The sequence below is a fragment of the Bradyrhizobium sp. USDA 4354 genome (assembly GCF_054060315.1).
Genome location: NZ_JBSSDC010000001.1, coordinates 4,060,903 through 4,085,207, shown reverse-complemented (window position 1 = coordinate 4,085,207; position 24,305 = coordinate 4,060,903). Strand labels below are relative to the sequence as shown.

Below are 24,305 nucleotides of genomic sequence, written 5' to 3'. Positions count from 1 at the left end.
CTCATCTCATCTCGTGTTGCAGCATCTGCGAGCGTTTGCCGTGGAAGTAGGCGCGCACCCAGGGATGCTCGGATTGCAGCAGTTCGCGCATCGGGCCGACGGCCACGATCTTGCCGTCGGCGAGCGCGGCGACCCGGTCGCAGACCGTGGTCAGGCTCGCGAGGTCATGGGTCACCATGAACACGGTGAGCTCCAGGGTCTTTTGCAGCGTCTTGATCAGCGCGTCGAAATCGCCGGCGGCGATCGGATCGAGGCCCGAGGTCGGCTCGTCCAGGAACAGGATCGGCGGATCGAGCGCAAGCGCACGCGCCAGCGCCACGCGCTTGGTCATGCCGCCGGACAGCTCCGCCGGATATTTGTCGGCGTCCCCGGCGCGCAGGCCGACCATTTCCAGCTTGGCGATCGCGATCTCGTCCATCAGCTCCTGCGACAGCACGAGATTTTCACGTAAGGGAAACTGGACGTTCTGACGGACCGTCAGCGAGGAGAACAGCGCGCCTTGCTGGAACAGGATGCCCCATGCCGTGGCCGCGCCTCGGCCGTGGCCACTGGAAGCTTGCCCCATGACCTCGATGGTCCCGCTCCGGCACGGGATAAGGCCGATGATGGTCCGCATCAGGACCGACTTGCCGCCGCCGGACGCCCCCACCAGCCCGAGGATCTCGCCCCGGCGAACGTCGAGCGACAGATGGTCGAGCACGGTCTGGCGACCGAAGCCGACCACGAGGTCACGGACGCGGATCGCGAACTCGTCTTGCGGTCCCTCCATCGTCACATTCCGATCGAGGCAAAGAAGATAGCGAACAGGCCGTCGAGCACGATCACCAGGAAGATCGACTTCACGACCGACGTCGTGGTCTGCCGCCCGAGCGACTCGGCGCTGCCCTTGACGCGCAATCCCTCGCTACAGGCCACGATCCCGATCACCAGCGCCATGAACGGCGCCTTCAGGATGCCCACCTCGAAGTGAGTGACGGAAATGGCCTCACGCAGCCGCGCGATGTAGATCGCCGGCCCCATGTCGCCATAGAACTGGGCCACGAGACCGCCGCCATAGAGCGCGGCAATCGACCCGATGAAGGTGAGGATTGGCAGCGCAATGACCAGGGCCGCGACGCGCGGCAGGATCAGGACGTCGACGGGATCGAGCCCCATGGTCGAGAGCGCGTCGATCTCCTCGCGCATCTTCATCGAGCCGAGCTCGGCGGTGTAGGCGCTTCCCGACCGGCCCGCGACCATGATGGCGACGATCAGCACGCCGAGCTCACGCAGCACCAGGATGCCGACCATGTCGACGGTGTAGGACTCCGCGCCAAATCTGCGGAAATGAAAGAAGCCCTGCTGGGCGATGATCGCGCCGATCAGGAAGGTGATCAGCGCGACGATGGGGATCGCCTGCCACCCGATGCGGTAGAGCTGATACACCAGCGACGTCAGCCGCAGCGAACGCGGCCGTCGCAGCACCCCGATCACCGCCATGAACAATGCGCCGAGCATCTGGAGGAAGATCGTGATGTCTTCCCGCGCCCCGACCGTCGACTTGCCGAGATCGCCCAGCCTCGCCAGAACTGGATTGGGCGCAGCCGCCGGAGCCGGTGTGTGGCGGTTGACCTGGCGCACCTCGTCCATCAGCCCGCTGAAATGGTCGGCGACGCCGACGAATTCGGCCGATCTGCCCGCCGATGCGGCCCTGCGCGACAGCTTTTCCAGGACCCAGGCGCCGAGCGTGTCGAGTGCGCTGATGCCCGACATGTCCAGGGTTACGACGCGCGAGCGATCGACGTCGGCCCCGACCGACCGGGACAACGTCTCGAGCGTCACCACGTTGGCGGCTGTCCACGGCCCTTCAGGGCGCAATTTCAGCACGTCGCCGGACGGCGTCGCGCGTAGCAGCGGTTCGTGGTTCACGCTTCCACCTCGTCGGGACAATTGGTCCCCATTCAGCCGGTATTTCTAGGCCAGCATGTGGCGGCCGGTTTGACCTGTCTCAAGACCCCGAGCACGCCCGGCCTCTTGACGCAAATCAAGCGCGATCGCGCGGGCGGGTCTTAGGCTCAATGCGATTCAATGAGGACACCAACTCCATGTTCGACAGCGACAGGATGAGCGAAGAATTGCGGGCGCTGAAGGTCGACGTCACACGCTTGCTAAGCACCGCCGGCGAGGAGATGTTCGAGAGCTCGAAAGATCGCGCCGAGGCGCTAGCCGATCAGATCAGGGCCGCGCTTGCCGAGCTCGGCGAGACAGTCGACCAAGAGCAGGAGCAGCTCCAGGGTCTGATCGCGGAGCGTCCGATCACATCGCTCGCGTCCGCCTTCGCGCTGGGCGTGGTTGTCGGCTTCATGCTGAGGAGACACTAGGTGAATACCGAGAATATCGTCAAACATCTGCGCGTGCTGTGGCGCACCGACAGGATCATCGCGGATATCAGGCTGCGCCATTTGCTGACCGGCCTCGGCCTGCGCGCCTTCGCGGCGCTGATCGCCGCGTTCGGGCTCCTGATGCTGGAGCTGTCGGCCTATTTCGCGCTGGTGCAGATCTGGAGCACGATTGCCGCGGCTGCCATCCTCGGCGCCGTCAATTTCGTTATCGCGGCCGCTCTCTTCCTGATCGCCGGCCGCGCTCCGTCAGGGCGTGACATCGAGCTCGCCAACGAAATTCACGGCGCCTCCGTCGAGGCTCTCCAGCTCGAGGCGCGTGCGCTCCAGGCGCAGGTGTCAGGCGCAGTGCATCATCCGCTCAGCACGATCGTGCCGGTGCTGGTGCCGCTGATCGCGATCCTCATCAAGAATTTGCGGACAACGACCAAGACGTCCGCCGATGCAAATTCGGCCGAAGCGCGCTCCTAACGGGCGAGCTCAAAGTCTCAGCCTGACGTCGCAAATATCAGGCTCGGCCGGATCCGGCTTGACCTCGAAGCCGAGCTGCCGGCACATGTCGAGCATGACGGTGTTCTCCTGGAGCACGTCGCCCGATATGGTCTTCAATCCTTCCGACCGGGCGTAGTCGATGATCAGCTGCATGAGGGTCCAGCCGAGCCCCCTGCCCTTGAGATCGGACCGCAGCAGGATCGCGTATTCGCCGCTCTCATAGATCGAGTCCGAATGGAGCCGGACGACGCCGACCATTTCGCCGGTGGCCTCGTCAAATGCGATGAAGGCCATCGCGCGTGCATAGTCGAGCTGGGTCAGGCGTGCGATGAACTCGTGGGTGAACTCCTTCATCGGTGCGAAGAAGCGCAGGCGAAGGTCGTGCGCGGTCACGTGACGCAGGAATTCGTGGATCGTCGGCTCGTCCTCGGGGCGCATGGGCCGCACGAAGATGCGCCAGTCGTCCTTGAGCTTGAGGCGCCGCTCCCATTGCGACGGATAGGCGCGAACGGCGAAATTGGCCGGACCGGAGCCGACGAATTTCCGCTGCGGCGACCCGACCGCGACGCGGGCATCCACCGCGGTCACGCCGGTTTCGTCCGCCAGCAGCGGATTGATGTCGAATTCGCGGATCTCGGGAATGTCGGCCGCCATCTGCGCCAGCTTGACCAGCACCATGGCGACGGCGTCTTGCTTGACCGCCGGCACATCACGATAGGCTTTTAGCAGCCGCGACACGCGCGTGCGGTCAATCAGGTCGCGGGCCAGTTGCAGATCGAGCGGCGGCAACGCAAGCGCCTTGTCGTTGATGATCTCCACCGCCGTCCCGCCGCGACCGAAAACGACAACCGTGCCGAAGGTCGGATCGTCGGCCAAGCCAAGGATCAGCTCGCGCGCCTTTGCCTTGACGACCATGGCCTGGACGATGACGCCGGCGATGCGGGCCTCGGGCCGCAGCTTTCTAGCTCGCGCAAGAATGTCCGTGGCCGCCGCACGCACGGCCTCCGGGGTCGTCAGGTTGAGCACGACGCCGCCGACATCGGATTTGTGGATGATGTCGCGCGACATGATCTTCAGCACGACGGTGCCACCCTGCGCGAAGATGTCCTTCGCACAGGTCACCGCCTGCTCGACATCGGCTGCCGCATAGGTCGGCACCATCGCGATATCGTAGGCTTCGAGCAGGTGCTTGATCTCGACAGGCTCGAGCCACTGGCGGCCGTCCGCGATCGCGGCGGTGACGATCTCTCTCGCCCCCCGGGCGTCCGGAACGAACGTATCGGGCATCGCGGGAGGCACCTGGCTCAGCTCCTCCACCACTTCGCGATGCCGGACTAGATGCATGAAGCCGCGCACGGCATCGTCCTCGGTCGGATAGTTCGGTACACCGGCGCCGGAGAGTGCCTGAATGATGTGCTGATCGGCCCCAACCCAGGCCGCCAATACGGGCTTCGCCCATCGGCGGTGCTGCTCGCGATACTTTCCGACGAGCTCCGTCACGGTCGTGGCGATCTCGGCGGCCGAGGCGATCGCCGTTTGCACGTTGAGGACGAGGACTGCGTCGTTGTCGCGATCGGCCAGCAGTTCCTCCAGCGCCGCCGCGTAGCGCGAGGCGTCGGCGTCGCCCACGATGTCGACGGGATTTGCACCGGACCAGGTCGGCGGCAACGCCGCATCGAGCTTGTTGCGCGCCTCGGCCGAGATGGTCGCCGGAATTCCTCCGAGCTCGACCAATCGATCGACGGCGAGGACGCCGATGCCGCCACCGTTGGTCAGGATGGCCAGACGCTTTCCGGTCGGCGATTCGACGCGGCCCAATGTCTCGGCACAATCGAACAGCTCGCGCAGATCGGACACCCGCAGCACACCCGCGCGGCGGAACGCCGCGTCGTAGACGGCGTCGGCGCCGGCAAGCGCGCCGGTATGCGTGGCAGCGGCCTTCGCTCCCTGCGCCATGCGGCCGGACTTCACCACGACGACGGGCTTCACGCGCGCGGCGGCGCGCGCCGCCGACATGAACTTGCGCGCGTCCTTGATAGCCTCGATGTAGAGCAGGATCGCGCGGGTCTTGTGATCCATCGCGAAATGGTCGAGCAGATCGGCAATGTCGACGTCGATCTGGTCGCCGATCGAGACGATACCGGAGAAGCCGACGCCGCGCTGCGCGGCCCAATCCACCATGCCGGCGGCAATCGCGCCCGATTGCGAAATCAGCGCGAGGTTGCCCGCTCCCGGCATGTGCGCAGCGAAACTGGCGTTCAGGCTGACGCCGGGCATCATGATGCCGAGGCAGTTCGGCCCGATCAATCGCATGCCGTGTTTGCGGGCAGCAGCGCTCGTAGCCTCGTGCAGCGATCCCGGTCCCTGGCCGAGCCCGGCCGAGACGATCAGCGCGCCCGCAGACCCGCGTCGCCCGGCTTGGCTGACGATGTCCGGAATCTCGCTCGCGGGGGCGGTGATGACCACGAGCTCGGGCACGAAGTCCAACCTGTCCAGGCTCTTCACCGCCGCGACGCCGCCGATCTCGGCATGGCGCGGATTGACCAGGCCAAACTGTCCCTTGAATTCGGCCTTGCGAATGTTCTCCAGGACGGCACGTCCCACGGACGCCGGACGGGCGCTCGCCCCGACCAGCGCGACCGAGCGCGGCGACAGCAGGTTGTTCAAGCGATAAGTCGACATGAAAGCAAATGCGCCGCGTCAGCCGCGGTTCCGATGGTTGACGATCAGGCTAGAAGAAGAAGCCTAATGCGAGATCATAACCCAGCACGGTGGCTGGCCAATGACGGTCTTTGTCACACCGCCCCATACGATCTCGTTCAGGCGCGAATGATGATAGGCGCCCATCACGATCGCATCGATGCCATGGGAATTCGCCCAGCTTCCCAGTACCTTGCCGATCGAGCTGCCGCCGCCTTTGGTCGTTTCGAACGAGGCATAGACCCCGTGTTCCCGCAAATGATCGACGAGAGTCGTTCCGGATTGCATGACCGCGTCAGTCTTGTCCTCCGCCACGGTCACCACACGAACCGAGGTGGCAGCCCGAAGAATAGGCAACGCGTCGCCGACCGCACGCGCGGCGCGCGCAGAGTGATCCCAGGCAATCATGACGTCTTCGAATTCGGGCCGAAGTTCGTCCGCGAGATGTTCGGGACAGAGCAGAAGAGGCCGGCCGGATTCGAACAAGAAGGTCTCGACAATGCCCTCTGTTCGACTGTCGTGCGGTTTCACCGGAACCAGCGTGAGGTCGCCGAAGCGAGCATGCTCGGCCAAGATCGCTCCGATCTGATCTGCAGGCACCTTACCCGACCGGCTCCGGGCGCGAATGTTGGCCCGCGAAGCTGCGTCGGTGAAGGCATTCAGGAGCTGTTGCATGTCGCCGGCCCCGGGGCTCGCCTGCACGGAATCGCGATCGTAAGGCAGCATCACCTTCGGCCGCTCGAAAACATCTTCTTCCTCGAGCGCGAGCGCGGTGATCCTGGCGCCGAGATCGGCGGCGACAGCCACGCATTTCTCGATCGCAACCAGGGCTGGCCCGCGCGGCTGGCCGACAAGGGGCAGAAAGACGTCCTTGATGGGCATCGGAATTCTCCTCAGTCACCACAATAGGCCGGCTCGCGTTGAGACGCTTGATCCTCGTCAAGGCAGGAGGAAGCTTCATCCGGCCGCCCGGGAACAGGCGTTGACCGACGTCAAGGACTGGTGGCTCGGTCATTCTATGAATAGCTCAATCGGAGCGGTTCGCCCCGGAGAGACTCATGCGTGCGATGGTGTTACCGGCCCCACGAGCACGGCTCCAGATGGAGGAGCGGCCTGACCCGAGGCCAGGCGAGGGCCAGATCCGGGTGAAGGTCAGCGCCTGCGGCGTATGCCGGACCGATCTTCATCTCGTCGATGCCGAGTTGCCCGAGATTCGCTATCCGATCGTGCCTGGCCACGAGATCGTCCGCCGGGTCGATCTCGTAGGGCCGAATGTGACAACACATGCGCCTGGTGACCGGGTCGGCATTCCCTGGCTCGGCTTCACCTGCGGAAAGTGTCGCTTCTGCCGGGAAGGCATGGAGAACCTGTGTGACGCGCCGCTATTCACCGGCTACACGCGCGACGGCGGCTACGCAACCCACACCATCGCCGACGCGCGCTACGCTTTTCCGCTCGGTGAGGCCGGCAGCGACGTGGAGATTGCGCCTCTGCTGTGCGCAGGGCTGATCGGCTGGCGCTCGCTGGTCCTGGCCGGCCCCGCCGACAGGCTCGGCCTCTATGGCTTTGGCGCGGCCGGCCACATCATCGCGCAAGTCGCGGTTTGGCAGGGACGATCCGTTCATGCATTCACGCGAGGCGGCGACACCGCTGCACAAGACCTTGCGCGCCGCCTCGGCGCGGTCTGGGCCGGATCATCGGACCAAATGCCCGACGAGCCGCTCGACGCCGCCATCATTTACGCACCGTCCGGCGAGCTTGTCCCGGCGGCGTTGCGCGCCGTCCGCAAAGGCGGTCGCGTCGTATGCGCCGGCATCCACATGAGCGACATTCCAAGCTTTCCGTATGACTTGCTCTGGCAGGAACGGCAGCTGGTCTCGGTCGCCAATCTGACCCGACAGGATGGCCTCGATTTTTTAAAGATCGCTCCACAAGCCGGCGTGCGCACCGAGACGACGGCGTTTCCGCTCGATCAGGCCAACGAGGTTCTGAGCATGCTGCGGAACGGCCAGATTCTCGGCGCGGCCGTGCTGACGCCCTGACGGTGCTTGCCATGTCCGCTTCGATGAAGGATGAGACGGCGGCTCAGGAGCGCATCTTTGCGATGCTGACCGACCATCCCAGCGTGAGGCGCATCGACACGCATGCTGCCTCGGTGTTCCTGGACGCAAAGCGCGCGCTGAAGATCAAGCGCGCGGTCCGGTTTCCCTTCCTCGACTATTCGACGCTCGAGAAGCGCAAGGCGGCTTGCGAGGAAGAGATCCGGATCAACCGGCCCCTGGCGCCGCAGATCTATCACCGCGTCGTGGCGATCACGGAGGAGCCGGATGGATCGGTGAAGGTCGACGGCGCCGGTCGACCGATCGAGTATGCGGTCGACATGTCGCGCTTCGACGAAAGCAGGACCCTCGATCATCTGGCCAAGGCCGGACCGCTGGACACGAAGCTCGCCTCGGCCGCCGCTGACGCGATCGCGGCTTCGCACGCGGCGGCGACGCATGCCGACGCAAAAGCATGGGTCTCCTCCATCCCGGCCCTAATCGACGGCAACACTGACGGTCTGCGGGCCGGCGGACATTTCAACGCGGAACAGATCGAAAAGCTCGGCAAGGCCTCGCACGCGGCATTCTTACGAATCCGTCCGCTGCTCGCAGAGCGCGGCCGCCAGGGCTTCGTGCGCCGCTGTCATGGCGATCTGCATCTCGCAAACATCGTTCTGATCGATGATCGGCCCGTGCTGTTCGATGCGATCGAGTTCGATGCGCAGATGGCAACGGTCGACGTGCTCTACGATCTCGGATTCACGCTGATGGACCTGTTGCAGCACCATCAGCCAGGCGCGGCGAACATGGTCCTGAACCGCTATCTCGCCACGACGCCGGTCGACAATCTCGACGCGCTCTCGGCCCTGCCGCTGTTCATGTCGATCCGGGCGGCGATCCGCGCCCAGGTTGCCCTGGCACGGCTAAAGCGGCCGCATTCCGATGCTTCCGGCATTGTTGACCAGGCACAGCGCTATTTTGAGCTCGCCAGGATGCTGATCCATCCTCCCGCTCCGCGTCTGATTGCGGTCGGCGGACTGTCCGGCACCGGAAAGACGGTCTTGGCGCATGCGCTCGCCCCGCTCGTCCCGCCGCAGCCGGGAGCCGTCGTGCTGCGCAGCGATCTCGTCCGCAAGCAAATGTTCGGAGTCGAGGACACGCATCGCCTGCCGCCATCCGCCTATACGCCGGAGGTCACGGCCCGCGTCTACGACATGCTGGCTCAGCACGCCCGGCGGGTGCTGGCGCAGGGCCATTCGGCGATCATCGACGGCGTATTTGCTCGTGAGGACGAACGCGACGCGATCGCCGCGCTCGCGCGCGAGCGCAATGTGTCGCTGAACGGTCTGTTCCTGATCGCAGACCTCGCGACCCGGCAAGCGCGAATCGGAAGCCGCCAGGGAGACGCATCGGATGCCACGCAAGAGGTTGCCGCGCTGCAAGAGCACTATAATATCGGCCATGTCGGCTGGGCGACCATCGATGCATCCGGGACACCGGAGCAGACGCTCCAGAACTGCCGGGACGCGATCGCTGTGGGGCAAAAAGGGCAATCTGATTGATGCGATCAAGGATATCGCGACCCACCACTAGCTCGACGGCGACCACGCATGCCAAGCCGGCGACGCGGCGTAACACCCTGCCCGCCCGCCTCAGCCCCGGCATGGCCTGCGATACGGCGTTCCGGATCATCGCCCGCCGTCACCTGGACGCCGTGCTCGCTCAGCACGACGGCACCTGCCGCGGCGATCCCGACGCGCTGCACCAGATCCGCATCGCACTGACGCATCTGCGAACTGCCATCCGCTTCTTCGCGCCAATGGTCGACGATGCCCTGCGGCCGAATGTCTGGGCCGAACTGAAATGGCTGAACGGCCAGCTCGGCATGGTGCGGGACCTTGACGTGGCAATCGAGCGGGTCGTCGCCGAGAGTGGCGACGAGCTTGCCGTGGTCGCCGAGCTTCAGCACTGGGACGAGAAACGGGCCGAGAGCCACCGGCTGCTGGCGCGCGCGCTGCAATCCGCACGTTACCGCCGCCTGGTCGAGCAGACCTCAACGTGGATCGATAGCGGCCCCTGGTCGACCCGGCGCAGCAAGGAAGCCATCCGATTGCGCCGCCGCACGCTCGCCGACCACGCGACGGAACGGCTGACCGAGTGGGAAACGACGCTGCTCAAGAAAGCCCGGAAGCTGAAGAGGCTCGATGTCGAGAAACGGCACAAGCTGCGGCTCCTCAACAAGCGGCTGACCTATTCGATCGAGTCGCTTGCGGATCTGTTCGCCGATGGGGCGGCGACGAAGCAGAAGTCCATCCTCAAGCAATTGCGCAAGGCGCAACGGTCGCTCGGACAATTGAACGACGATGCACGAGGGCAAGCACTGGCTGCGTCCTTGAACGGCGCTGGCCTTAATGCCGGCAAGCGTTTCCTCGATCGCAAGCGGCAAAAGAAGCTGTTGCGAACGGCGTCAGTGGCCTACCGGAAACTGGACAAGGCCAAGCCCTTCCGCTCCTCCGACCTCGCGCCGAGCTCCGAGCCGGAGATCTAAACCGCGATGAGATCGGGATGGTCGTCATCGCGCCATAGATTAGATCTGGCTTTAGATTGAATCGGTCGCCGCGATTCGTTTCCCTCTCCCGCTTGCGGGAGAGGGAGTGCACCTCCATTGCAGCAATTAAACCTGATCTCATCCCGTTCTAGGTGTGGACGTAGTCCCCCGGCGCATCCGGGAGGCCGAGGGCATCTCCAAGTCCGATCTGCGGCGGATCGCACGGGGCGCCTGAGCGTGCCGCCAGCCATTTGGTCCATTCCGGCCACCACGAGCCTTCAACCCGCGGAGCCAGCTTCAGCCATTCATCCGCACCAACATAGGGCGCATCAGCAGCCTTGGTCAGCACCTGATAGCTGTGGCCGGGCTCCTCCGGAGGCGCCACGACGCCGGCATTGTGACCGCCGCTGGTCAACAGGTACGTCACGTCGGCATCGACCTGATAGTGGATCTTGTAGACGGATCGCCATGGCGCCACGTGATCGGCGAGCGTGCCGACCACGAACATCGGGGCATGAATATCGGAGAGCGAAATGCTCCTGCCTCCGACGCGATAGCGCCCTCCCGCCAGATCGTTGTCGAGGAAAAGCTTGCGCAGATACTCCGAATGCATGCGATAAGGCAGCCGCGTGGCGTCGGCGTTCCAGGCCATCAGGTCGCTCGGCGGTGCACTCTCGCCCATCAGATAATCGTGTGACAGCCGCGACCAGATCAGCTCGTTGGAGCGCAACAGCTGGAAGGCGCCGGCCATCTGCGTCGTGTCGAGATAACCGCGCTGCCACATCATGTCTTCGAGAAAGGTCACCTGGCTCTCGTTGACGAAGAGCGTCAGCTCCCCGGCCTCGGTGAAATCGGTCTGCGCGGCAAGGAGAGTGACGGTGCCGAGGCGGTTATCACCGTCGCGCTCCATCGCGGCGGCGGCGATCGAGAGCAATGTGCCTCCCAGACAATAGCCGAGCGCGTGGGTCTTCCGACCCGGCATGACCAGTCCGATCACGTCCAGCGCCGCCATGACGCCCAGTCTGCGATAGTCATCGAAGGCGAGATCCCGATCCCTCGTATCCGGATTGCGCCAGGAGATCGCGAACACGGTGAAGCCTTGGCCAGTCAGATATTTGACCAGCGAGTTCTGCGGCGAGAGATCGAGGATGTAATATTTCATGATCCAGGCCGGCACGATCAGGATCGGCTCGGGCCGCACCTGCGCGGTGGTCGGATGGTACTGAATGAGCTCGATCAGCTCGTTGCGGTAGACGACCTTGCCGGGTGACACCGCCACCGTCTTGCCGACCACGAACTGCGCGTCGTCCGCCAGCTTCGCGTTGGAGAGCAGGCGCATCAGGTCGCTGCACCAGTTCTGCCAGCCGAAGACGAAATTCTCCCCGCCGCTCTGGAACGCCTTCTCCAGCACCTTCGGATTGGTCGCCGTGAAGTTCGACGGCGCCAGCATGTCGAGCATCTGGCGCATCGAGAACTCGACGATGGCTTCATTTGCGTGCGACACGCCGCGCACGCCCGTCGCAGCATCGCGCCACCAGCTCTCTGTTAGCAAAAATGCCTGCGCCAGCAGATTGAACGGCGGGGTCTCCCATTGTGGTCCACTGAAACGGCGATCCCGCCCCTGCGGTTGGATCACGGACCACGGCTTTTGCTGCGGTGACGCTGCGTGCGCGGCGGCTTCCGCCAGCCGGCCGATATCGCGAAGAACGGTGCGGGAAATCTCCATGTGCCGCTGCGGCGCCGCGGCGAGATGCGAACTCCAATCGAGCCAAGCGAGCGACAAGGCAAGCGGCGAGATCCCGCCGGTGAACCGCGCCAGCATCGCGTGAAGGGCGCGGTCAAAAGGATATGGTTCCGATCCGGGCTGAGGACCGGCGGCGACCGGCGTGTGTTCGAGCCTTTCGGGGCTCACCGGCGAGGCTTCGGGACGAGCGACGGCATCAGCGGGGAGAACCTGCACCGCCGGCTCTTCGGCCCGTGGAAATATCTGCACGACGCTCATAGCTCATATTCCTGCGGGCTTCAGTTTCTACGTCGGGAACAGGATACGGCTCGACCTCAAATCCGTCTTGAGCTGCATCAAATTCGGAGCCGGACCACAATTGCTCAATCAGGGTCGACCGTGTTCGCCGATTGACCTGAGTCAAACTGCACCTCGATACCCGAGCTAGGTTTCGCGCATCGGAATCTCAAAGAGCCAGCGGAGTTGTCCATGCGCGCCCACCAGATCATGACCCGGTCGGTCATCTCGGTAACCCCCGACACCAGCATCGTCGAAGCGGCAAATATCATGCTGAAGCGACATGTGAGCGGTCTCACGGTGGTCGACGACACCGGCAAGCTGGTCGGCGTGGTGTCGGAAGGCGATTTCATCCGCCGCAGCGAAATCGGAACCGGGCGCAAGCGCGGGCGCTGGCTGCGGTTCATCCTTGGTCCGGGCAAATCCGCCAGCGACTTCGTCCACGAGCACGGCCGCAAGGTCTCGGAAGTGATGACCGACTCGCCCGTGACCATCACGGAGGATACCGCGCTCGCGGAGATCGTCGATCTCATGGAGCGGAACAACGTGAAGCGGCTGCCGGTCGTGCGCGGCGACAAGGTCGTCGGGATCGTGTCCCGCGCCAATCTGTTGCAGGCGGTGGCGGGGCTCGCCCGCGAAGTGCCGGATCCGACCGCCGATGACGACCACATTCGCAGCCGCATCATCGACACCATGGAGAAGAACGACTGGTGTCCGTTCGGGCTGAACGTGATCGTGCGCGACGGTATCGTTCATCTCAGCGGCGTCATCACCGAAGAGCGCGCACGGCAGGCCGCGATCGTCGCAGCGGAGAACGCCGAGGGCGTAAAGAAAGTGCACGACCATCTGTGCTGGGTCGACACCGTGTCCGGCGTCTATCTGAACTCGCCCGAGGACGACGAGCTCGCTAAGGCAAGCTGACAAGACGAGCTAACAAGGCGAGCTGAACCAGACGCGATTCAGAGTGGAATGACGGCGGTGGCTTCGATCTCGACGCGCGCCGCCTTCTCCACAAGGCGAACGACCTGAACCAGCGCCATCGCCGGATAGTGCGCGCCGAAGATGGCACGATAGATCTTGCCGAGCTCCTTCAGGTTAGACAGGTACTCGTCCATGTCGACGACGTACCAGGTCAACCGCACGAGGTGCTCGGGCCTCGCGCCTGCCTCGGCCAAGATCGCGGCGATGTTGCTCAAGGTCTGCCCCACCTGCGCGACAAAGCCGTCAGCAAGACGCTCTTCGGCATCCCAGCCGATCACCCCGCCCGTGACGACGATGCGCCCCTCGGCGGCCATGCCATTGGCATAGCCCTTCGGCATCGGCCACCCCGACGGCTGGAGCACCTGCACCCGCGAACGGGTGTCATCCTCGGTTGCTGTCGGCAGCACCGCGAGTTGCGGGCCTTTCGGCGTCGTCACGGACAATTCTTCATCCTCTTCTCATTCCGCCGCGACACCTGAGGACGTTGCGGCAGCCTGCGCCAGTTGCCGCAGGGCAAAGCGCTTCAATTTTCCGGTCTCGGTCTTGGGGAGTTGCGTCACGAACTCGATGGCGCGCGGATATTTGTACGGCGCGATCTCGCGTTTGACATGCTCCTGCAACTCGGCCACGAGCTGAGCGTCAGGCGTCACGCCGGGCGCGGCGATGACATAGGCCTTCACGATCATGCCGCGCGCCTCGTCCGGGGCGCCGACCACACCGCACTCGGCGACCGCCGGATGCGTGAGCAGCGCCGCCTCGACATCCGTACCCGCGATGTTGTAGCCGGCCGACACGATCATGTCGTCCGAGCGCGACTGGTACCAGAAATAGCCGTCGCTATCCATCAGATAGGTGTCGCCGGTGATGTTCCAACCGTTCTGGACGTATTTCCGCTGCCGCTCGTCAGCCAGATAGCGGCAACCGGTCGGCCCGCGTACGGCGAGACGGCCCATCGTTCCAGGCGGCACGTCGCGGCCCTCGTCATCGACGATCTTGGCCTCATAGCCCGGCACGGGCTTTCCGGTGGCGCCGGGACGGATCTCGTCCTCGGTCGCACTGATGAAGATGTGCAGCAGTTCGGTCGACCCAATGCCGTCCATCAGCTTGATGCCGGTGGCCTTCAGCCAGGCTTCGAATGTCGGCTTGGGCAGCGTCTCGCCGGCGGAGACGCATTTGCGGAGCGAAGCAATGTTGCGGCCTGCGAGCTTGCCGAGCATGGCCCGGTATGCGGTCGGCGCCGTGAAGCAGACCGTAGTCTTGTACTGCTCGATCGCATTCAGAATGTCGTCCGGCGTCGTCTTCTCCAGCACCACGAAGGAGGCGCCAATATGCATCGGGAACAGCACGCCGCCGAAGCCGAAGGTGAAGGCGAGCGGCGCCGAGCCGATGAAGCGATCCTTCTGCTCGGCCCGCAAGATATTGCGCGCATAGCCGTCGCAGACCGCGAGCATGTCGCGATGGAAATGCATGGTGCCCTTGGGATCGCCCGTCGTGCCCGACGTGAAGGCAATCAGGCAGATGTCATCGGCAGCGGTATCGAGAGCCCTGAACTCCGGGCTCGCATCCGCGATCAGCGCTTCGAGCGAATCGGAGGCGCCATTGCCCCAATAAACCACGCGCTCGAGACCTGGCGCAGCTAGCTTCGCCTTCTCCATCTCCTCGGAGAGTTTTCCGTCGCACAGTGCCAGCGTGATCGCAGCTTTCTGGATCGGATAGGACAGCTCCTTGGCGCGGAGCAGCGGCATCGTCGCTACGACGATGCCGCCGGCCTTGATCACCGCAAGATAGGTCGCAACCATCATGGGGTTGTTGGCAGAGCGCAACAACACGCGGCCGCCGGGGACGAGACCAAGCTTGCCGACCAGCACGTTGGCAATGCGGTTCACCAGCGCCTGCAGCTCGCGATAGGTGTAGCTGACGCCGGGGCTGATGACGCAAGGTGCATCGCCCTGGCCCTGCTCGACCCAGCGATCGAGGAAATAGCTGACGCAGTTCAGTCGCGGGGGATAGCGCAGCTCCGGCCGCGTGAAAATGAATTCGGGCCAGAGCTCGCGCGGCGGCAGATGCTGCCGCGCGAACGTATCGACATGGGCCGTCGCGGCATTGCCGTCACACGGGCCTGACACTTGAACCTTGGCGGCGTTGGCCATCGCACGCTCCTTTCAGCATGGATTGCACCCGGCAGCACGATCTGGAAAACATTTTAGGCTTAAAACAATTTGGCGCAATAGCGGATTTTGGGCACGCCGTGCTTTTTCCTGTGGCAAAGGGGTTCGGCGGCCTGCTCGGCCGGCCTGTTTATGGCCGGCGCCGCGCGGCCGATTTCTGCGCCGAGGCCTTGGTCTTGGCCAAGAGGCGCATCAATTCGCGCACGTCCTTCGGCGAAAGGTCGGCGAAGAGATCGGCGATCCAGGTCTCGTGTTCCGCAGCCATCCTGCGAAACTCGGCACGCCCGAGCTTCGTGAGGCGGATCACCTGGACGCGACGGTCCGTCTCCGAGGTCCGACGGTCGAGATGACCGGACTCCACCAGGCGCTCCACGAGGCCGGTCACATTGCCGTTCGACACCATCATGCGCTTGGAGACATCGGACAACGTCATGCCGTCAGGCGCCTTGTCGAGCTGCGCCATCAGGTCGAAACGGGGCAGCGTGACATCGAACCGCTGCCGCAGGCGTCCGCGCACCTCGCCCTCGATCAGCGTCGTGCAGGTCAAGAGCCGCAGCCACAGCCGAAGCTCTTCGGCGTGGTCCTCCGGCGTTTCGACGGCCTTGGTCTCGGAATCGAGCATGTTGATGCAGTCACTCGCGGCCGGCATTGGCGCCGGCACGGATTCCCCAACGTTTTGAGCTTCAAATAAATCGGAGCCGGCTGCAAGTCCAAAGCTGCAACAATCGACCGCACGTCAATTTCTTTAGGCTTCAAATAATTGGCGCGCCGCTTGCATGCACAGCTGCCCGCAAGGATGTGACGCCTCGAGCTCGGCTTGCCGCGGCGGCTGTCATCGGCATAAGCTTGGATTGGAGTACGTGGCTTGCGGCGCAAGCCAATCGTCACGAAGGACAGATGATGAAGACGCAAATGACCTTGGCCGCAGCCGCAATGCTGTTCGGAACCGTTGTGACCCCTGCCCTCGCCCAGGAGAAAATCAAGCTGGGTGTGATCGTGACCTTGTCAGGACCTGCCGCCGCGCTAGGCCAACAGGTTCGCGACGGCTTCACGCTCGCAGTGAAGGATCTCGGCAGCAAGATGGGCGGCCGCGACGTCGAGGTCGTCGTCGTCGACGACGAGCTCAAGCCGGATGCAGCGGTGACCAAGGTCAAGGGCCTTCTCGAGCGTGAGAAGGTCGACTTCGTGGTCGGCCCGATCTTCTCCAACATCCTTCAGGCGATCCACCGACCCATCACGGAATCGAAGACCTTCCTGATCAGCCCCAATGCCGGCCCGTCGACGTTCGCCGGCAAGGACTGCAACCCGTTCTTCTATGTGACGTCCTATCAGAACGATCAGGTGCACGAGGTCCTCGGCAAGGTTGCGCAGGATCGCGGCTACAAGCGCATGTACCTGATGGTCCCCAACTATCAGGCCGGCAAGGATTCGGTCGCGGGCTTCAAGCTCGACTACAAGGGCGAGATCGTGGAGGAATCCTACATGCCGCTGAACACGCTGGATTTCCAGCCGGAGCTGTCCAAGATCTCGTCGCAGAAGCCCGATGCACTTTTCACGTTCATGCCCGGCGGCCTCGGCGTCAATCTCGTCAAGCAATACCGGCAGGCCGGACTAGCAGATACCATTCCGGTGCTCTCGGCCTTCACGGTGGATGAATCGACCCTGCCGGCGCAGCAGGACGCGGCGGTCGGCATGTTCGGCGGCGCGAACTGGGCGCCCAATCTCGACAATCCCCAAAACAAGAAGTTCGTTGCCGCCTATGAGGCCGCCTATAACGTGGTGCCCGGCACCTACGCCTTCCAAGCTTACGATGCCGCGATGCTGATCGACAGTGCCGTCAAAGCCGTGAAGGGCGACCTCTCCAACAAGAACGCGGTCGCCGCCGCTTTGAAGAAAGCCGACTTCACCTCGTTGCGCGGCACCTTCAAGTTCAACACCAACGGCTATCCGATCCAGGATTTCTACCTGACCAAGGTGGCCAAGCGTCCGGACGGCAAGTTCCAGACCGAGATCGTCCAGAAGGTCTTCGAGAATTACGGCGACCGCTATGCCAAGGACTGCAAGGCGGCGAACTAAGCTGCGTGCTGCGTTACGGGAGGACTGCAATGAAGAGCGAAATCACCGGCATCACCCGGGCCAATGAGGGCATCCAGGGCATTTCCTGGAACATCCTCGGCCAGACCTATGTGCCGAAAAGCTACGCCGAACACAGCTTCTCCTGGCATGCGACGCTTCCGCCGGGCACGTTCGTGCCGCCGCACATCCATCCCGACCAGGACGAGTATCTCTACATGCTGGAGGGCAAGCTCGACTTCATGCTCGGCAATTCGGAGGCGCAGGCAACCGCCGGCGATCTGATCCGTCTCGGCATGGGCGTTCCGCACGGTATCTTCAACAAGTCGGAGCAGACCGCCAAGGTGCTGTTCTGGGTCTCCCCGAGCCGCAAGCTGTTCGACCTGTTCTGGGGCCTTCACAACATGAAGGAGCAGAAGCCCGAGGATGTGGTGGCGATGGCCGCCGAGTTCAACATCCACTTCCTGCCGCCGCCACCGCCCGGCGGCTAGCGGCGCGCGTCAGGCGCGCACCGCGGCAAGTCCCGGCACTGCGGCGAAGCCGGCCTTGGTGGCGTAGCCGCGCACGATGGCTTCGCGCTGGGAATAGCTCAGGACGTTGTCGACATTGTCGAAGCCATCGGGCGCGAGCTGCTCGACGGCGTCGATGACGCCCTCGGGTCCGCCGCGCCGGTTGGAGCGGACGATCTCGGCCGTCATCGGCAGACGCTTCTTCTCGTATTCGAGCAGCGCCTGGCGCGGATGCTCCGCGCGCACCAGCGCGTCCGCAAGGCAGCGCGCGTCGAGGATCGCCTGCGAGGCGCCGTTCGATCCCACGGGATACATGGGATGCGCGGCGTCGCCGAGCAGCGTGACTCTGCCCGCTGACCAATAAGGCAAGGGATCGCGATCGCAGGTCGGATATTCGTAGAATTCGGGCGTCGCCGAGATCAGGCTCTTCACGTCGATATAGGGAACCGAGAAGCGCGCGACATGCGGCATCAGCTCTTCGCGGCGGCCCGGCCGTGACCAGTCCTCTTTGCGCGGCGGAGGTGCATTGCCCTCGCCGACCTTCACCAGCACCGCCCAATTGGTGAGACGGCTTGCCGGACTCGATCCTTCCGCGATCGGATAGATCACCACCTTGGCATTGAGACCGCCGGCCACGATCATCGACTTGCCGGTGAGGAACAGCGGCCAGTCGCGGGCGCCGCGCCACAGCATCAAGCCATTCCAGCACGGCGGGCCCTCGTTGGGGAACAGCGTCTCGCGGACGCGCGAATGTATGCCGTCGGCGCCGATCAGGATATCGCCACGCGCGGTACGGACGTGGGCGCCGGCGCGGTCGAAGAAATAAGCCGTGACGCCGCCCTCATCCTGCGTGAACGCGCCGAGCCGGCAGCCGGTGTGAATCGCGTCCGGCCCGAGCCGCTCTTCGACGGCGCGATGGATGACGCCCTGAAGGCGCCCGCGATGGATCGAGAATTGCGGAACGTCGTGGCCGGCGTCGATGCCGCGGGCTTCGCGCCACACCTCCTGGCCGTGGCGATTGAGATAGTAGAGCTGATCGGTGCGGATCGCGACGTCGTCGAGCTTCTGCAGAAGGCCGAGCCCAGCCAACTCGCGCATGGCATGCGGCAGCGTGTTGATGCCGACGCCGAGTTCGCGAATGGTGTCGGCCTGCTCGTAGATCTCGCAATCCAGGCCGCGCGAGCGAAACATCAATGCGGTGGTGAGACCACCGATACCGCCTCCGACGATAATCGCCTTCATCGCCCTAACTCCACTCGAAACACAGGCAATGGGTTAACGTCGCACGGGCGGTCACTCCGCCGCAAGCGGCTTTGTCGCCTCCGCCTTGAGCTCGGCCCGGGTCTTGGGCTTAGCCTTAATTCTCAGCTCCTCGAGGTCCGCCCGGTCGCGCACGCTGTTCCGGAAAATCTGATCCTTGCCGGGCAGATATTGCGGGGGGCAGAAGGTGTCGTTTGCCCCGTACCAGGCCGCCGCCTTGATGGTGAAGAACGGATCGACCAGATGGGGACGGCCGAGCGCGACGAGATCCGCCCGGCCGGCCGCCAAGATGGTGTTGGCCTGGTCCGCCGTGGTGATGTTGCCGACGCACATGGTGGCCACGCGCGCCTCGTTGCGGACCTGGTCGGAGAAAGGCGTCTGGAACATGCGTCCGTAGACCGGCTGCGCATCGCGCACGGTCTGGCCGGTCGAGACGTCGACGAGATCGACACCCGCCTCGGCGAAGGCACGCGCGACGGCAACAGCGTCGTCGCCAGTGATGCCGCCATCGGCCCAATCGGTAGCCGAGATACGCACCGACATCGGCTTGTGCGGCGGCCACACCGCACGTAGCGCCTCGAAGACCTCGCGCGGGAACCTCAGCCGGTTCTCGAGCGAGCCGCCATACTCGTCCGTGCGGGTATTGGTCAGCGGCGAGATGAAGCTCGCGAGCAGATAGCCGTGGGCGCAGTGCAATTCGAGCATGTCGAAGCCGCAGCGTTCGCCGCGCTCGGCCGCCGCGACGAAAGCGTCTCTCACCGCATTCATGCCGGCCCGATCGAGTTCGCGCGGCACCTGGCTGTCGGGGAAATAGGGTAGCGGTGATGCCGAAAAAACTTCCCAGCCGCCCTGCTCCAAGGGACGGTCCATGCCGTCCCACATCAACTTGGTTGCGCCCTTGCGGCCGGCGTGGCCCAGTTGCAGGCAGATCTTCGCGGCCGAATTGCCGTGGACGAAATCCACGATGCGGCGCCACGCGGCTTCCTGCTCGTCGGTCCAGAGACCGGCACAGCCGGGCGTGATCCGGGCGTCGCGGCTGACACAGGTCATCTCGGTGAAGATCAGCCCGGCGCCGCCGATCGCGCGCGAGCCGTAATGCACGAGGTGGAAATCTGTCGGAACACCTTCCTTCGCCGAATACATGCACATCGGCGAAACCACCGCGCGATTGGCGAGCTCCATCTCCCGTAAGCGGAACGGCTGGAACAGCGGCACCATCGGCCGATCGGTATCGACATCGAAGCCGCTGCTGCGGACGCGCCTGGCGAACGACTTGTCGACCTCGGCCACGAAATCCGGCGCGCGAAGCTTGAGATTGTCGTAGGTGATCGCCTTCGAGCGGGTCATCACGCCGAAGGCGAACTGCACCGGGTCGAAATCCCAGAAGCGGTCGACATGCTCGAACCAGACCAGCGAGACGTCGGCGGCGTGCTGGGTCTTCTCGACCTCCTCGCGGCGGCCGTGCTCGTAAACGTCAAGCGCAGCTTTGATGTCCGGCGCCTTCTCCATCGCTTCGGCCAGGGCGATGGCGTCTTCCATCGCGAGCTTGGTCCCGGAGCCGATCGAGAAATGCGCGCTCGCCTTGGCATCGCCAAGCAGCACCATGTTGCCCCTGACCCAGCGCTTGCTGCGGATCATCGGAAAACTGCGCCACATCGAGCGGTTGGTCAGCAGCTTGTGCCCATCGAGGAACCAGCCGAAGATGTCCGCCATCCGCGCGGCGGACTGAGCCTCGTCGAGACCCGTCAGCCCCGCCCGCTCGAACGTTTCAGGGTCGGTCTCGAAAATCCAGGTCGAGTGCCCGGCCTCGTATTGATAGGCGTGGGCAATGAACGGGCCCCACTCCGTCTCCTGGAAGATGAAGGTGAAGGCGTCGAGCGGCCTGGTCGAGCCCATCCAGGCGAACTTGTTGGAGCGGACGTCGACCTCCGGCTGGAAATGATCGACGTATTTCTCGCGGAAACGGCTGTTGATGCCGTCGGCGATCAGCACGAGATCGGCATCGGCGAAGCGGGATTCGTCGTCGATGTCCACCTCGAAATGCAAGGTGACACCCAGCTCGCGCGCCCGCTCCTGAAGGATCAGAAGCAGCTTGCGTCGGGAGCAGCCGCAAAACCCGTTGCCGCCGACGCGATGCACCGTGCCGCGGAAGTGCACGGCGATATCGTCCCAATAGGCGAACTCCTGGGTGATGCGGCGGTAGCTCGGAAGATCGTGCTTCTCGAAATTATCGAGCGTCGCATCCGAGAACACCACGCCGAAGCCGAAGGTGTCGTCGGCGCGGTTGCGCTCATACACGGCGATGTCGGCGCCTGGCCGCTGCTTCTTCAGCAGGATCGCCGCATAAAGACCCGCAGGTCCGCCACCGATGATCGCGACTTTCATGGGAGCCTCGCCAATTCACCCGGCCATGAAAACTATTTTAAGCCTAAAACAATTTTACGCAAGTCCCCGTCGCTGGCTTGACCACGGATAATAGCAGCCGGCTCAGTCGCCCCTGAAGACCGGCTTGACCTTGTTGGCGAACGCCTCGAAGGCGCGCTCGAAATCCGCCGTGGTCATGCACAGCGCTTGGGCAACGGCTTCCGCCTCGATCGCCTCCTCCACCGACATCGCCCATTCCATGGCCAGCATCCGCTTGGTCATGGTGTTGGCGAAGGTCGGCCCTTCCGCGATCTGTCTCGCCAGAACTTGCGCCTGAGGCAGCACCTGCTCCGGCGTGACGATGCGGCTGAAGAAGCCCCAGCGCTCGCCCTCTTCCGCGGTCATGAACCGGCCGGTGTAGAGCAGCTCGGAGGCTCGGGACTGCCCGATGATGCGCGGCAGGATCGCGCAAGCGCCCATGTCGCAGCCGGCCAGCCCCACCTTGTTGAACAGGAACGCCACCTTGGCCCCGCTGGCCGCAAGGCGCACGTCCGATGCCATGGCGACGATCGCCCCCGCCCCGGCGCAAATGCCTTCGACCGCGGCGACGATCGGCTGTGGGCAAGCCCGCATCGCCTTGACGAGGTCGCCGGTCATGCGCGTGAAGGCGGTCAGCCCCTTGGTATCCATCTTCACGAGCGGGCCGATGATCTCGAAGACGTCGCCGCCCGACGAAAAATTGCCGCCGGCACCGGTAACGACGATGGATTTGACCGCGTCGTCGAAGGCGCAGGCACGGAAGAAATCGGTCAGCTCCCGATAGCTTTCGAACGTCAACGGGTTCTTCCGTTCGGGACGATTGAGCGTGACCGTCGCAACGCCGTCGACCACGGCCAGCAGGAAGTGCTGCGGCGAGTAATCCGCAAGCGGGACGGTGACGGGATTGGCGGGTCTGCTCATGCGATCTCCTTGGCTTCCTTGGTCCGGGCCTCGCGCACCTTAGATTTCACCACCGGCAACAGCGATCGCCTGTCCGGTGATCGCGCCGGCGCCCTCGCCGCACAGCCAGAGCACCGCATCTGCGACCTCCTGGGGCGTGATCAGGCGTCCCTGCGGATTGTGTTTCGCGAGCTCTGCGACCGCCTGCTCGCGACTACGGCCCGTCTTCTTTATGATGTTCTCGATGCTGCCGGCAACGAGATCGGTGTCGGTGAAGCCGGGACACACCGCATTCACGGTCACATTGCTTCCGGCCATCTCGAGGGCAAGGGAACGCACGAACCCGACCACGGCATGCTTGGCGGCAGCGTACGCGCTGACATAGGCATAGCCCTTGAGCCCGGCCGTCGACGCGACCGCGACAATACGGCCATAGGGACGATCCTTCATGTCCGGCAGCACAGCACGGACGGCGTGGACCACGCCCATGAAATTGACATCCATCATGCGCGCAAAAAGAGCGGTGTCCGATTTCGCGAATGGCGCCGATTCAGCGCTGCCCGCATTGGCAATCAGGATGTCGATCGGCTTGCGCGCACTCGCCGCGGCAATGGCCGCTTTCAGTGACGCTTCGTTCGAGACATCAGCCACAGCCGCAAAGTGCGCGGCACCTGCATTGACCGCCTCTTCGAGAACCGCCGCATTCCGGCCAAGCACGGTTACGGTCGCACCAGCGCCGACGAGAGAAGCAGCTATCGCACGGCCGATGCCGCGGCCGCCACCGGTCACCAGCGCGTGCGGCGAGTGCGGCAATCCGGACATGCGCTGGCTCCCTCGGATCTCGTGATCGTACTTCCGATATATTTTAACCTTCAAATTTTTGCAACGAGCGACGCTCGCCGCCGCGAATGCCGCCGCACGCAAGGCGGCCCGAAAATTGCTTTAAGTATAAAATTATTGCTTCCCATCCCCTCCAGGCCTGTTAGCATCAAGGGGCCAGCAAAAGGATGTCGCGTGTCGCAGCCTGTGCCAATGATAACAAAGGACGGACGCTTCGCCTATGAAGCCGCGGGCGATCCGGGCGCGATACCTCTGATCTTCCTGCATGGCATCGGCGGCGCGGCACGGGCCTGGCGGCGGCAGCTTGCCACATTCGGCGACCACTTCCGCGCGATCGCATGGGATATGCCGGGCTATGGCGGATCGGCACCGCTCGCCAGCGTCAGCATCGCTGCCCTGGCGGGGGCGCTCCAGCAATTCATCGAGCAGCTCGGCGCCAGCAGGCCTGTTCTGGTCGGCCATTCCATCGGCGGCATGATCGTTCAGAAGTGGCTGGTGCAATCCCCCAAACTGGCACGCGCGGTCGTGCTGGCGCAGACCAGCCCCGCCTTCGGCAAGGCCGACGGCGACTGGCAGAAATCATTCATCGCGGCGCGGCTCGGGCCGCTCGATCGCGGGGAAACAATGCAATCGCTGGCACCTTCGCTGGTGAAGGAGCTCGTCGGCGATGACCCCGATCCGGACGGGATGGAGCTCGCCCGCGAATGCATGGGAAGCGTGCCCGAGGCCAGCTATCGCGCCATGATGCTGGCTCTCATCGGCTTCGATCAGCGCAGCACGCTTGGGGATATTTCTGTCCCCACACTGCTGCTGTCCGGCTCAAAGGACAACAACGCGCCTGCGCCGATGATGGCAAAGACGGCGACCTATATCCCCGGAGCTGAATATGTCGAGCTCGCCGGCGTGGGCCATCTCGCGAATCTCGAACGCCCCGGTGCCTTTGACGAAGCTCTCGGCCGGTTTCTGAACCCTCTCGCGACCAAAGCGTAAA

General features: G+C 64.1%; 21 protein-coding genes. 9 read left to right on the top strand and 12 right to left on the bottom strand.

Features of this window, described 5'->3' with window-relative positions; genetic code table 11:
• Window position 1: 1 nt before the first annotated feature.
• Window positions 2-769, bottom strand: coding sequence for an ABC transporter ATP-binding protein (locus ACVIIV_RS18645; protein ID WP_456745453.1), 768 nt, complete (start codon window positions 767-769; stop codon window positions 2-4).
• Between the two features lie 2 nt (window positions 770-771).
• A complete protein-coding gene (locus tag ACVIIV_RS18640; RefSeq protein WP_456745452.1) occupies window positions 772-1,908 on the bottom strand; it encodes an ABC transporter permease in 1,137 nt (378 codons plus the stop codon).
• Window positions 1,909-2,084: 176 nt separating this feature from the next.
• On the opposite strand from ACVIIV_RS18640, the gene ACVIIV_RS18635 reads away from it, so the two are divergent.
• Together ACVIIV_RS18635 and ACVIIV_RS18630 are read left to right on the top strand one after the other, a co-directional pair.
• On the top strand, window positions 2,085-2,360 hold the full coding sequence (locus tag ACVIIV_RS18635; protein ID WP_456745451.1) for a hypothetical protein: 276 nt from the start codon (window positions 2,085-2,087) through the stop codon (window positions 2,358-2,360).
• The gene (locus ACVIIV_RS18630; protein ID WP_456745450.1) at window positions 2,361-2,849 is read left to right on the top strand and encodes a phage holin family protein; all 489 of its coding nucleotides are present in this window, start codon (window positions 2,361-2,363) and stop codon (window positions 2,847-2,849) included. It begins immediately after the preceding gene.
• 9 nt (window positions 2,850-2,858) lie between these two features.
• On the opposite strand, the gene ACVIIV_RS18625 is transcribed toward ACVIIV_RS18630, so the two are convergent.
• Entirely contained in the window at window positions 2,859-5,552 is a 2,694-nt protein-coding gene (locus tag ACVIIV_RS18625) for a bifunctional acetate--CoA ligase family protein/GNAT family N-acetyltransferase (protein ID WP_456745449.1), read from the bottom strand.
• Between the two features lie 63 nt (window positions 5,553-5,615).
• Window positions 5,616-6,452, bottom strand: a complete 837-nt coding sequence (locus ACVIIV_RS18620; protein WP_456745448.1) for a universal stress protein — start codon at window positions 6,450-6,452, stop codon at window positions 5,616-5,618.
• Window positions 6,453-6,628: 176 nt separating this feature from the next.
• On the opposite strand from ACVIIV_RS18620, the gene ACVIIV_RS18615 reads away from it, so the two are divergent.
• Genes ACVIIV_RS18615 through ACVIIV_RS18605 form a run of 3 tightly spaced genes read left to right on the top strand, consistent with a single transcriptional unit; the run spans window position 6,629 to window position 10,160 of the window.
• A complete protein-coding gene (locus ACVIIV_RS18615) occupies window positions 6,629-7,612 on the top strand; it encodes a zinc-dependent alcohol dehydrogenase family protein (protein ID WP_456745447.1) in 984 nt (327 codons plus the stop codon).
• A gap of 23 nt (window positions 7,613-7,635) precedes the next feature.
• Window positions 7,636-9,174, top strand: a complete 1,539-nt coding sequence (locus ACVIIV_RS18610; RefSeq protein ID WP_456748772.1) for a bifunctional aminoglycoside phosphotransferase/ATP-binding protein — start codon at window positions 7,636-7,638, stop codon at window positions 9,172-9,174.
• 11 nt (window positions 9,175-9,185) lie between these two features.
• Window positions 9,186-10,160 carry a CHAD domain-containing protein gene (locus ACVIIV_RS18605; RefSeq protein WP_456748771.1) on the top strand — a complete coding sequence of 325 codons (975 nt, stop codon included), beginning with the start codon at window positions 9,186-9,188 and terminating at the stop codon, window positions 10,158-10,160.
• A 148-nt stretch (window positions 10,161-10,308) separates the two neighbouring features.
• Here the strand turns inward: ACVIIV_RS18605 and ACVIIV_RS18600 are convergent, their stop codons facing one another.
• Window positions 10,309-12,162 (bottom strand): PHA/PHB synthase family protein, encoded by a 1,854-nt coding sequence (locus ACVIIV_RS18600; RefSeq protein WP_456745446.1) that lies wholly within the window; start codon window positions 12,160-12,162, stop codon window positions 10,309-10,311.
• Window positions 12,163-12,372: 210 nt separating this feature from the next.
• Between ACVIIV_RS18600 and ACVIIV_RS18595 the strand changes: the two genes are divergently transcribed.
• The gene (locus ACVIIV_RS18595) at window positions 12,373-13,101 is read left to right on the top strand and encodes a CBS domain-containing protein (protein ID WP_456745445.1); all 729 of its coding nucleotides are present in this window, start codon (window positions 12,373-12,375) and stop codon (window positions 13,099-13,101) included.
• 38 nt (window positions 13,102-13,139) lie between these two features.
• Here the strand turns inward: ACVIIV_RS18595 and ACVIIV_RS18590 are convergent, their stop codons facing one another.
• From ACVIIV_RS18590 to ACVIIV_RS18580, 3 genes are all read right to left on the bottom strand, one after another.
• Window positions 13,140-13,598 carry a RidA family protein gene (locus ACVIIV_RS18590; protein ID WP_456745444.1) on the bottom strand — a complete coding sequence of 153 codons (459 nt, stop codon included), beginning with the start codon at window positions 13,596-13,598 and terminating at the stop codon, window positions 13,140-13,142.
• Between the two features lie 21 nt (window positions 13,599-13,619).
• A complete protein-coding gene (locus ACVIIV_RS18585) occupies window positions 13,620-15,311 on the bottom strand; it encodes a benzoate-CoA ligase family protein (RefSeq protein ID WP_456745443.1) in 1,692 nt (563 codons plus the stop codon).
• 148 nt (window positions 15,312-15,459) lie between these two features.
• A complete protein-coding gene (locus ACVIIV_RS18580; protein WP_456748770.1) occupies window positions 15,460-15,978 on the bottom strand; it encodes a MarR family winged helix-turn-helix transcriptional regulator in 519 nt (172 codons plus the stop codon).
• Between the two features lie 251 nt (window positions 15,979-16,229).
• On the opposite strand from ACVIIV_RS18580, the gene ACVIIV_RS18575 reads away from it, so the two are divergent.
• Window positions 16,230-17,405 carry an ABC transporter substrate-binding protein gene (locus ACVIIV_RS18575; protein ID WP_456748769.1) on the top strand — a complete coding sequence of 392 codons (1,176 nt, stop codon included), beginning with the start codon at window positions 16,230-16,232 and terminating at the stop codon, window positions 17,403-17,405.
• Between the two features lie 29 nt (window positions 17,406-17,434).
• Window positions 17,435-17,893, top strand: coding sequence for a cupin domain-containing protein (locus tag ACVIIV_RS18570; RefSeq protein ID WP_456745442.1), 459 nt, complete (start codon window positions 17,435-17,437; stop codon window positions 17,891-17,893).
• Window positions 17,894-17,902: 9 nt separating this feature from the next.
• Here ACVIIV_RS18570 and ACVIIV_RS18565 read toward each other — a convergent pair whose 3' ends face one another.
• The 4 genes from ACVIIV_RS18565 to ACVIIV_RS18550 form a co-directional block, all read right to left on the bottom strand.
• Entirely contained in the window at window positions 17,903-19,153 is a 1,251-nt protein-coding gene (locus ACVIIV_RS18565; RefSeq protein ID WP_456745441.1) for a flavin-dependent oxidoreductase, read from the bottom strand.
• A 51-nt stretch (window positions 19,154-19,204) separates the two neighbouring features.
• Complete coding sequence (locus ACVIIV_RS18560) at window positions 19,205-21,556, bottom strand: bifunctional salicylyl-CoA 5-hydroxylase/oxidoreductase (protein ID WP_456745440.1); 2,352 nt, start codon at window positions 21,554-21,556, stop codon at window positions 19,205-19,207.
• Window positions 21,557-21,658: 102 nt separating this feature from the next.
• Window positions 21,659-22,495: an enoyl-CoA hydratase family protein gene (locus ACVIIV_RS18555; protein ID WP_456745439.1), complete on the bottom strand. Its 837-nt coding sequence runs from the start codon at window positions 22,493-22,495 to the stop codon at window positions 21,659-21,661.
• A gap of 39 nt (window positions 22,496-22,534) precedes the next feature.
• Window positions 22,535-23,296 carry an SDR family NAD(P)-dependent oxidoreductase gene (locus ACVIIV_RS18550; RefSeq protein WP_456748768.1) on the bottom strand — a complete coding sequence of 254 codons (762 nt, stop codon included), beginning with the start codon at window positions 23,294-23,296 and terminating at the stop codon, window positions 22,535-22,537.
• Window positions 23,297-23,488: 192 nt separating this feature from the next.
• Here ACVIIV_RS18550 and ACVIIV_RS18545 point away from each other — a divergent pair, with 192 nt between their 5' ends.
• Window positions 23,489-24,304 carry an alpha/beta fold hydrolase gene (locus tag ACVIIV_RS18545; protein WP_456745438.1) on the top strand — a complete coding sequence of 272 codons (816 nt, stop codon included), beginning with the start codon at window positions 23,489-23,491 and terminating at the stop codon, window positions 24,302-24,304.
• Window position 24,305: the final 1 nt, after the last annotated feature.